At 68.7% G+C, this 10,078-nt stretch carries 9 protein-coding genes; 1 reads left to right on the plus strand and 8 read right to left on the minus strand.

What is annotated here, in order from left to right:
• The 4 genes from ACXJKR_RS15160 to ACXJKR_RS15175 form a co-directional block, all read right to left on the minus strand.
• Positions 1–1,094, minus strand: a 1,094-nt coding sequence (locus ACXJKR_RS15160; RefSeq protein ID WP_457323526.1) for an efflux transporter outer membrane subunit, incomplete at its 3' end; no start/stop codon positions are given.
• An 8-nt stretch (positions 1,095–1,102) separates the two neighbouring features.
• Positions 1,103–4,318, minus strand: coding sequence for an efflux RND transporter permease subunit (locus ACXJKR_RS15165; protein ID WP_457323527.1), 3,216 nt, complete (start codon positions 4,316–4,318; stop codon positions 1,103–1,105).
• 80 nt (positions 4,319–4,398) lie between these two features.
• Positions 4,399–5,616: an efflux RND transporter periplasmic adaptor subunit gene (locus ACXJKR_RS15170; RefSeq protein WP_457323528.1), complete on the minus strand. Its 1,218-nt coding sequence runs from the start codon at positions 5,614–5,616 to the stop codon at positions 4,399–4,401.
• Positions 5,617–5,650: 34 nt separating this feature from the next.
• Entirely contained in the window at positions 5,651–6,436 is a 786-nt protein-coding gene (locus ACXJKR_RS15175; protein WP_457323529.1) for an alpha/beta hydrolase fold domain-containing protein, read from the minus strand.
• 83 nt (positions 6,437–6,519) lie between these two features.
• Between ACXJKR_RS15175 and ACXJKR_RS15180 the strand changes: the two genes are divergently transcribed.
• Positions 6,520–7,455 (plus strand): LysR family transcriptional regulator, encoded by a 936-nt coding sequence (locus ACXJKR_RS15180; protein ID WP_056191688.1) that lies wholly within the window; start codon positions 6,520–6,522, stop codon positions 7,453–7,455.
• A 4-nt stretch (positions 7,456–7,459) separates the two neighbouring features.
• On the opposite strand, the gene ACXJKR_RS15185 is transcribed toward ACXJKR_RS15180, so the two are convergent.
• The 4 genes from ACXJKR_RS15185 to trpD form a co-directional block, all read right to left on the minus strand.
• The gene (locus ACXJKR_RS15185; protein WP_157256194.1) at positions 7,460–7,618 is read right to left on the minus strand and encodes a hypothetical protein; all 159 of its coding nucleotides are present in this window, start codon (positions 7,616–7,618) and stop codon (positions 7,460–7,462) included.
• Between the two features lie 139 nt (positions 7,619–7,757).
• The gene (locus ACXJKR_RS15190; protein WP_457323530.1) at positions 7,758–8,444 is read right to left on the minus strand and encodes a uracil-DNA glycosylase; all 687 of its coding nucleotides are present in this window, start codon (positions 8,442–8,444) and stop codon (positions 7,758–7,760) included.
• Positions 8,441–9,235 carry an indole-3-glycerol phosphate synthase TrpC gene (gene trpC, locus ACXJKR_RS15195; RefSeq protein ID WP_457323531.1) on the minus strand — a complete coding sequence of 265 codons (795 nt, stop codon included), beginning with the start codon at positions 9,233–9,235 and terminating at the stop codon, positions 8,441–8,443. The genes ACXJKR_RS15190 and trpC overlap by 4 nt, the downstream gene beginning before the upstream one ends.
• The coding region (gene trpD / locus ACXJKR_RS15200) for an anthranilate phosphoribosyltransferase (RefSeq protein WP_457323532.1) at positions 9,232–10,078 on the minus strand (847 nt) is incomplete at its 5' end. The genes trpC and trpD, both read right to left, overlap by 4 nt.

Genomic DNA, 10,078 nt, shown 5'->3' on the forward strand with positions numbered 1-10,078 from the left:
AGCAGGAACTGCTCGCGGAAGGCAATCGCCGAGCCATCGAGCTGGGTCTTGGCTGCGTTGACACCCGCCTCGCGGCGGCCGCCGTCAAAGATGGGCAGCGCGGCCAGCAGGCCGACGCCCCAGGTGCTGGCGCCACTCTTCAGCAGGTTGGACAGCTCGCTCGACACGCCGCCGCCCTGGGCCGTCAGTGACAGGCTGGGCCACCAGGCGGCCTGGGCGACGCCGACGCGGGCCTGCGCGGCCTGCAGTTGGCTGCGTGCGGCGGCGAGGTCGGGGCGTCGTTGCAGCAGCTCGCTCGGCAAGCCGGCGGGTACGGTGGGCAGGGCAGTGGCCCACGCGGTGGGCGCGAGTCGGAAGTTGGAGGCCGGCTCGCCCAGCAGCACGGCCAACGCAGTTTCAAGCTCCAGGCGGCGGCGGTCCAGGGCCAGCGCCTCGGCCTCGTTGGCGGCCAGCTCGGCGCGCACGCGAGCCAGGTCCAGGTCGGCGACGTCGCCAGCGCGGGCGCGCTTCTCGGTCAGCGACAGCGTCTCGCCATAGGCCGCAACGGTGCCCCTGACGATCTCGCGCTCGGCATCCAGCGCACGCAGCGCCAGGTAGCCGCGGGCGACATTGGCCTGCACCAGCAGGCGGGCATCGGCCAGCAGCTGTTCGCGGGCGAGCACGTCCAGCGCGCTGGCATTGCGTTCGTGCAGCAGGCGGCCGCCCAGGTCCAGTTCATAGGCCAGGTTCAGGCCGGCGTTGTATTGCGTGACGCCTCGCGCGCCGGGGTCGGCAGCGCGGCCGGCACCGGCGGCGACACCGAGCTGCGGCAGACGCGCCGCCTCGGTGCTGCCCAGTGCCGCACGCGCCTGGGCCAGGCGGTTGGCTGCGGCTTGCACGCTGGTGTTGGCCGCCATCGCACGGCCGACGAGGTCGTCCAGCACCGGGTCGGCAAAGGGCTGCCACCAGCTGGCGGTCAGCGCAGGTGCGTCGTTCGCAACCTGGGCCTTGTAGGCGGCGGGCGCCTGCGGCAGCTGGGACGGGTCGACCGTGCCGACCGACGCGCAGCCGGCCAGCAGCAGCGCTGCAAAAAGTGGGGTCAGGTTCAATTTCATGATGTTGATCACTTTCCTCGTTGCGGCAGGGCGTCGATGACGGGCTGCGTGGGTGCGGCAGGAGCGGCGACCTGGCCACCGTGGTGGCGCAGCGGTGCATTGCCGGTGACGCGGCGCACGATGACGTAGAACAGCGGCGTCAGGAACAGGCCGAACAGCGTCACGCCGATCATTCCGGCGAACACCGCGATGCCCATGGCCTGGCGCATCTCGGCGCCGGCGCCGGTGGACAGCACCAGGGGCAGCACGCCCATGACGAAGGCCATTGACGTCATCAGGATGGGACGCAGTCTGAGCCGCGCCGCCTCCAGCGCGGCCTGCATCGGCGTTCTGCCGGCGAACTCCAGCTCACGGGCGAACTCGACGATCAGGATGGCGTTCTTCGCACTCAGGCCCACCAGCACGATGAGGCCGATCTGCGTGAACACGTTGTTGTCGCCATGGCTGAGATACACGCCCGTCATCGCCGCCAACAGGCCCATGGGCACGATGAGCAGGATGGCGATGGGCAGGGTCAGGCTCTCATACTGCGCGGCCAGCACCAGGAAGACCAGCAGGATGGCCAGCGGGAAGACCCACGCACCCGAGTTGCCGGCAATCTTTTCCTGGTAGGTCAGGTCGGYCCACTCGTAGCCGATGCCCGGGGGCAGGGTCTCGGCGGCGATGCGTTCTACCGCGGCCTGGGCCTGGCCCGACGAGAAGCCGGGTGCGGCGCCGCCATTGATGTCGGCGGCCAGGAAGCCGTTGTAGCGCAGCGCGCGCTCCGGCCCGAAACTGGGCGTGACCTTCATCAGCGCGGCCAGCGGCACCATCTCGCCGGTGTTGGAGCGCACCTTCAGCGCGCCGATGTCCTCGGCACGGGCGCGGTAGGCGGCGTCCGCCTGCACGCGGACCGAGTAGGTGCGGCCGAACTTGTTGAAGTCGTTCACATACAGGCTGCCGAGGTAGATCTGCATGGTGTCGAACACGTCCGTCACGGCGACGCCAAGCTGGCGCGCCTTGGTGCGGTCGAGGTCGGCGAACAGCTGCGGCACATTGACCTGGTAGCTCGAGAACAGGCCGGCCAGTTCGGGCGTCTTGTAGGCCTTGGCCATGAAGCCCTTCAGCGCCTGGTCCATGGCCTCGTAGCCGAGGCCGCCGCGATCCTGCAGCTGCAGCTTGAAACCACCCGTCGTGCCCAGGCCCTGCACGGGCGGCGGCGGGAACATGACGATGAAGGCATCCTCGATGGCGCCGTATTGCGCGTTCAGCTTGCCGGCGATGGCGCCCGCGGACAGATCCTTGCTCTTGCGCTCGTCAAAGGGCTTGAGCGTCGCGAAGACGATGCCCGAGCTGGAGCTGTTGGTGAAGCCGTTGATCGACAGGCCGGGGAAGGCCACCGCGTGCTCCACACCCGGCGTCTTCAGCGTGATGTCGGTCATGCGGCGGATGACGTCCTCGGTGCGGTCCAGCGTCGCGCCGTCGGGCAGCTGGGCGAAGCCGATCAGGTACTGCTTGTCCTGGCCCGGCACGAAGCCACCGGGCACGGCCTTGAACAGGCCGGCCGTGGCTGCAACGAGCACGAGGTAGACGACCATCATGAAGGCCTTGCGCGACATCAGCGTCTTCACGCCACTGCCGTACTTGGCGGAGCCGCTCGAGAACAGCCGGTTGAAGCCGCCGAAGAAACGGCCCAGCACGGCGTCCATGCCACGGGTCAGCGCGTCCTTGGGGGCGTCGTGGCCCTTCAGCAGCAGGGCGGCCAGGGCCGGCGACAGGGTCAGCGAGTTGATCGCCGAGATCACCGTCGAGATGGCGATGGTCAGCGCGAACTGCTTGTAGAACTGGCCGGTCAGGCCGCTGATGAAGGCCAGCGGCACGAACACCGAGATCAGCGTCAGCGCGATGGCGATGATGGGGCCCGACACCTCACGCATGGCGCGGTAGGTGGCGTCGCGGGGCGACAGGCCCGAGGCGATATTGCGCTCGACGTTCTCGACCACCACGATGGCGTCGTCCACGACGATGCCGATGGCCAGCACCAGGCCGAACAGGCTCAGCGCATTGATCGAGAAGCCGAAACCGTGCATCACCGCGAAGGTGCCGATGATGGACACCGGCACGGCCAGCAGCGGGATGATGGAGGCGCGCCAGGTCTGCAGGAACAGGATGACGACCAGCACCACCAGGGCCACGGCCTCCAGCAGCGTGTGGATGACGGACTCGATGGACGCGCGCACGAACTGCGTCGGGTCGTAGACGATGGTGTATTCCACGCCTTCGGGCATGGCCGTCTTCAGGTCTTCCATCGCGGCGCGCACATTGGCCGAGATGTCCAGCGCATTGCCGCCCGGAGCCTGGAAGATCGGCACCGCGACGGCGGACTTGTTGTCCAGCAGCGAGCGCAGCGCGTATTCGCTGGCGCCGAGCTCGACGCGGCCGAGGTCGCGCAGCCGCGTCACGGCCCCATTGGCGCCACTCTTGACGATGATGTCGCCGAATTCCTCAGCGGTCTGCAGCCGGCCCTGCGCGTTGACGGACAACTGCAGGTCGATGCCTTGCAGGCCCGGTGAAGCGCCAACGACGCCGGCGGCGGCCTGCACGTTCTGGCCGCGGATGGCGGTCACCACGTCACTGGCCGACAGGCCATGCTCGGCGACCTTCTGCGGGTCCAGCCAGACGCGCATCGCGTAGTCGCCCGAGCCGAACATCARCACCTGGCCCACGCCGGGGATGCGCGCGAGGCGGTCCTTGACGTTGAGCAGCGCGTAGTTGCGCAGATAGGTCATGTCGTAGCGCTCGTTGGGCGAGGTCAGGTGCACGACCATGGTCAGGTCGGGGCTGCTCTTGACCGTCGTCACGCCCAGGCGCTTGACCTCCTCGGGCAGGCGCGCCTCGGCCTGGCTGACGCGGTTCTGCACCAGCTGCTGGGCCTTGTCGGGGTCGGTGCCGAGCTTGAAGCTGACGGTCAGCGTCATCAGGCCGTCAGTCGTCGCCTGGCTGCTCATGTAGAGCATGTCCTCGATGCCGTTGATGGCTTCCTCGAGCGGCGTGGCCACCGTCTCGGCGATGACCTTGGGGTTGGCGCCGGGGTATTGGGCGCGCACGACGACCGAGGGCGGCACGACGTCGGGGTATTCCGAGATCGGCAGCGCGCGGATCGACAGCAGGCCGCCGATGAAGATCAGCAGCGACAGCACGCCCGCAAAGATGGGGCGGTCGATGAAGAATTTAGAGAGATTCATGTTGGCTCCAGACAGCACGCCCCCCGCAGGCCGGCTGAACCGGCCCGCAACCAGGGGCTCGCGGTGGGATGAGGGCTAGATCAGGAGGTTTTTGCAGCGGCTTGCTGCGCCGCCAGTTCGGGTTTGGCGTCCATGGCGACGTCCTTGGGTGCGAGCACCGACCCCGGCCTCACGCGCTGCACGCCGCCGACGACGATGCGCTCGCCGCCCTTGAGGCCGCTGGTCACGACACGCAGGCCGTTGACGTTGGCGCCCAGCGTCACACCGCGCCATTCGGCCTGGTTGCCCTGGCCGACGACGATGACATAACGCTTGTCCTGGTCGGTGCCGACGGCGCGCTCATTGACGAGCAGGGCCGCCTCGTTCTTCGCCTGGCCCATGCGCAGCTTGGCAAACTGGCCAGGGATCAGGCCGCCGTCCTTGTTGTCGAAGACGGCGCGCACGCGCAGCGTGCCGCTCCTGGCATCCACCTGGTTGTCGACGAGTTGCAGGCGGCCTGTCTGGCTCTTGTCACTGCCTGCCAGCATCTCCACGGGAATGCGCTCCATGCCTTTGCGCTCGGCGCCGCCGCCGGGCAGCGAGGCGAGCGCCTCGCGCACCACCTTTTCGTCGGCGTCGAAGCTGGCGTAGATCGGGCTGACCGACACCAGCGTCGTCAGCACCGGCGCACCGGCACCCGCGGCGACGAGGTTGCCCTGCGTCACTTCGATCCTGCCAACGCGGCCCGCCACCGGTGCACGCACCTGGGTGTAGCTCAAGGACAGCTGCGCCGATTGCAGCGCGGCCTGAGCGGCGCGCAGGTTGGCCGCACCTTCACGGGCGGCGTTGTCCTTCTCGTCGAACTCGCGGCGCGCCACGGCGCGCTCCTCCAGCAGGGACTTGGCGCGTTGGGCCTCGCTGAGCGTGTAGGTGACGCGGGCCTGGGCGGCGGCCACCTGTGCTTCCAGGCGCTGCACCTCGGCTTGGTAGGGCGCGGGGTCGATGGTGACGAGCAGGTCGCCCGCCTTCACGAGGCTGCCCTCGCGGAAATGCACGGCCTGCACGGCGCCCGACACACGGGCCCGCACATCGACGCGCTCGACGGCTTCCAGGCGGCCCGAGAACTCGTTCCAGGCCGATACATCCTGGCTGACAACCTGGGCGACGGACACCGGTGTGGCGGGCGGCGTGGTGGGGCCGGCGTCGGCCTGGGCTGCGCCCGAGCCGAACTGGGCGAAGCCCACGGCGCCCAGGGCGACGAGAGCGACGGCGCCAGCGATCAGGCCGGCACGACGATTGAGACGAGGGTTGGACTGCATTTCTATTTCTCTCCGAAGGTCAATCAGGCAGGAATCAGGCGGGAAGGGACAGCGCGCGGCGGGCCGCCTCACGCAGGAATTCGTGGATGGGATTCAGCGCATAGCCCGGCGCGATGGCGGGCAGCGTCATCTCCTTGGCGGTGCCGCCTTGCTCCCGGAGTGCAACTGCATAGCGGCGCGACTCGTCGCTCAGCGGGTGGCCCGCGGCGCTGAGGATCAGCGCGGGCGCCAGGCCGCTCAGCCGGCTGGCGTTCAGCGGCGCGGCATAGGGGTGGTCGGCGCGCGTGCTGCCGCCGAGATAGGCCTGCCAGCCCTTGGCGTAGTGGCATTCACAGCCGCCGCATTCGCCGTCGCGCATGGAGGCGCTGCCGAGTTGCGGGTCCAGCATGGGCGCAATCAGCAACTGGCCAGCGAGCTTGGGTGCGTGCTGGTCGCGGGCCATCAGCGCGAGCGCCGCGGCGAGGTTGCCGCCCGCTTCCTCGCCGGCAACGAACAGGGCGGTGTGCGGGCTGCCGGTCAGCCTGGCCGGCTTGGCGGCGAGGGCCTGCAGGGCCTCGAAGGCGGCGCTCAGGCCGCTGGGGAAAGGGTGCTCAGGCGCCAGCGGATAGTCCAGCGAGACGACATCAGCGCCCGCGTCGGCGAGCATCTCGCTGCGCGCCCGGCTGGCCTGGAGTGAGCCGTCCGTGAAGCAGCCGCCGTGCAGCCAGAGCAGCAGCGCGCGCCCGTCGCCGTCCAGCGGCCGGCGCGCCGTGTAGACCTGGGCCACGAGGCCCGGCGCAGGGCCGAGGCGCAAAGTGGCAGGGGAGGCGATCTTGTCCATGGACCGAAAGATAGTGATCAACGGCCTAGGGATAAACGGCCTTGAAAGTGACTCACTTTTCCTTGCCGTGGAACAATGAAGTCATGGACCGACTCTCCGCGATGCAAGCCTATGTTCGGGTGGTCGAGGCCGGCACCTTCACCAAGGCGGCCGATTCCCTGGACCTGCCCAAGGCCACCGTCACGCGCCTGATCCAGACGCTGGAAGGCCATCTGCGCACCAAGCTGCTGAACCGCACCACGCGGCGCGTGACAGTGACGCCGGATGGCGCGGCCTACTACGAGCGCGCCATGCGCCTGCTGGGCGACCTGGAGGAGCTGGAAGGCAGCATGAACCAGGCCCGTGTGACGCCGCGTGGCCGCATCCGCATCGACGTTCCCGGCGTGGTGGGGCGCGAGATGATCATTCCGCACCTGCCGGATTTCTACGCCAAGTACCCCGACATCCAGATCGAGCTTGGCGTCAGCGATCGCACGGTGGACCTGATCAGCGACAACATCGACTGCGTGATCCGTGGTGGCGAGTTGACCGACCAGAGCCTGGTCGCGCGGCGCATCGGCGAATTCCGCTTCATCACCTGCGCGACGCCCGAATACCTGCGCCGCCATGGCGCGCCAGCCCATCCGCTGGAGCTGACGCAGGCGCCACATCGCATGGTGGGTTATTTCTCGGCACGCAGCGGCAAGGTCATGCCAGACACCTTCCGCCGCGGCGAGGAAGAAATAGAGGTGGCGGGCAACCACATCCTGGCGGTGAACGATGCGAATGCCTATCTGAATGCCGGCCTGGCCCACCTGGGCGTCGTGCAGGTGACCTGCTTCATGGCCGGCCCGCTGCTCAAGAGCGGCGAACTGGTGCGGGTGCTGGAGGAATGGGACGCCGACCCGGTGCCGGTCTACGTCGTCTACCCGCCCAACCGCCATCTCAGCAGCAAGCTGCGGGTGTTCGTCGACTGGGTCGTCGAGCTGATCGGCCGCGAGGCGATGGGCGGGCTGAAGCTGCGCTGTACGACGAGCTGAGGGCTCAAGCCTCGTCGGCCGCGCTGCTGGCGACCACGGCCGCCGGACCGAAGTCTTCGGCCGACGGAGCTGGGGCGCTGATAGCCAGCAACATGCCCGCCGCCAGCGCTGCGACTGCCGTCGCGGCGGTGATCAGCGTGGAAATGGATCGGGTGTTGTTCATGGTGACTCTCCTGGTCGGCCACCGCCGAGAGGGGTGTGCCGATAGGTTGTCACTGTAGGAATTGCGCGCCGCGAGAAAAAGCGGGGCAGAGAGAACGGCGAGTTGCTGCCAGCGGAACAATCCGCGGCTTGAAAACCGGTCAGCTCTTGCGCGGCGCACCCCGCCCGCGCTCCTCCAGCCAGGTTTTGGCCGTCGAGAAATGTCCGCAACCGATGAAGGGCCGCGGCGGCTTCAGCGCCGACAGCGGCGACGGGTGGTTGGCCTTCAGCACGAGGTGATCCTGCCGGGCGGCCTCGATCAGCGGCGCCTTAGCCTGGGCATAGCTACCCCACAGCATGAAGACCTTCGGCGCTGGATCCTCAGCCGCGGCCTTGATGAGGGCGTCGGTCAGCACTTCCCAGCCGCGATTGGCATGGCTGGCGGGCTGGCCGTCCTCCACCGTTAGCACGGCGTTGAGCAGCAGCGTGCCGCCTTCGGCCCAGCGCACCAGGCTGCCATTGGGCGGGAAGGGCTTGCCAAGGTCGCGCTGGATCTCCTTGAAGATATTGCGCAGGCTGGGCGGCAGCGGCACGCCGGGCGGCACGCTGAAGCTCAGACCTTCCGCCTGGCCGGGGCCGTGGTACGGGTCCTGGCCGAGGATGACGACGCGGGTGCTGGCCAGCGGCGTCAGCGTCAGCGCGCGCAGCGGCTCGGGCGGGTAGATGGTGGCGCCGGCGGCGGCGCGCTCTTCCAGGAAGGCTTCCAGTTTCTGGCCAACGGGCGAGGCGGCCCAAGCTTCGACGACGGGGCGCCAGTCGGTGTCGGGGAGTTGCAGCGGCAGCTTCATCCGAACAGGGTCGCCAGCGCCTGGCCCGGGTCGGGCGCGCGCATGAAGGCCTCGCCGACGAGGAAGGCGTTGACGTTCGCCTCGCGCATGCGCTTCACGTCCGCCGCGCCGAGGATGCCGGATTCGGTCACCAGCAGCTTGTCGGCCGGCACGCGCGGCAGCAGGGCCAGCGTCGTGTCCAGCGTCACGTCGAAGGTGCGCAGATTGCGGTTGTTGATGCCGACCAGCGGCGTCTTCAGCTGGAGGGCGCGGTCGAGCTCCTCGCCGTCATGGACTTCAACGAGAACGTCCAGCCCGAGGGCATGGGCCGCCGCCTCGAGGTCGGCCATCTGCGAGTCGGCCAGGCAGGCGGCGATCAGCAGGATGCAGTCGGCGCCCATCGCGCCGGCTTCCATGACCTGGTACTCGTCCACCATGAAGTCCTTGCGCAGCACCGGCAGCTCGCAGGCGGCGCGGGCTTCGCGCAGATAGGCGGCCGAGCCCTGGAAGAAGCGCTCGTCAGTCAGCACACTCAGGCAGGCCGCGCCGTTGCGGGCATAGCTTTCGGCGATCTGCCCCGGCTTGAAATCCTCGCGCAGCACGCCCTTGCTGGGGCTGGCCTTCTTGATCTCGGCAATGACGGCCGCGCGGCCGGCCGCGATGGTGGCGCGCAGCGACCGTTCGAAGCCCAGGCGCTCACCCTTGCGGGCCTCTGCCTCCTCACGCTGTGAGGCCAGCGAGCGCTTGAGCTTGGCCGCCGCGATCTCTTCCCATTTGACCTCGACGATGCGATTCAGGATATCGCTGCTCACGCTTTTCCTCCCAGCCCCTGGGTCTGCTTGACGAAGGCATCCAGCTTGGCACGCGCCGCACCACTGTCGAGTGCCGTGCGTGCGCGGGCGATGCCGTCGCTCAGCGTCGGCGCCACGTTGGCGGCGTATAGCGTCGCGCCAGCGTTCAACAGCACGATGTCGCGCGCTGGGCCGGGCTTGCCGTCGAGCACACCGACCAGCATCTCGCGCGACTGTTCCGGGTTCTCGACCTTGAGGCTGCGATTGCTGGCCATGGCCATGCCGAAGTCCTCGGGATGGATCTCGTACTCGCGCACGGCGCCGTCCTTCAGCTCGCCCACCAGGGTGGTGGCGCCCAGCGAAATCTCGTCCATGCCGTCCTTGCCGTAGACGACGAGCGCGTGCTCGGCGCCCAGGCGCTGCAGCACGCGCACCTGGATGCCGACGAGGTCGGGGTGGAAGACGCCCATCAGGATGTTGGGCGCGCCGGCCGGGTTGGTCAGCGGGCCCAGGATGTTGAAGATGGTGCGCACGCCGAGCTCGCGGCGCACCGGCGCGATGTTCTTCATCGCCGGGTGGTGATTGGGCGCGAACATGAAGCCGATGCCGCACTCGTCCAGGCACGCTGCCACGGCACGTGGCGAAAGCTGGATGTTGGCGCCCAGGGCCTCCAGCACGTCGGCGCTGCCGGTCTTGCTGCTGACGCTGCGGTTGCCATGCTTGGCCACCTGCGCACCCGCTGCCGCCGCGACGAACATCGAGCAGGTGGAGATGTTGAAGCTGTGTGCGCCATCGCCACCGGTGCCGACGACGTCGACGAGATGCGGCAGCGGCCCAATCTCATGCAAGGGCACCTTGTTGGAC

The organism is Roseateles sp. P5_E11 (assembly GCF_054049355.1).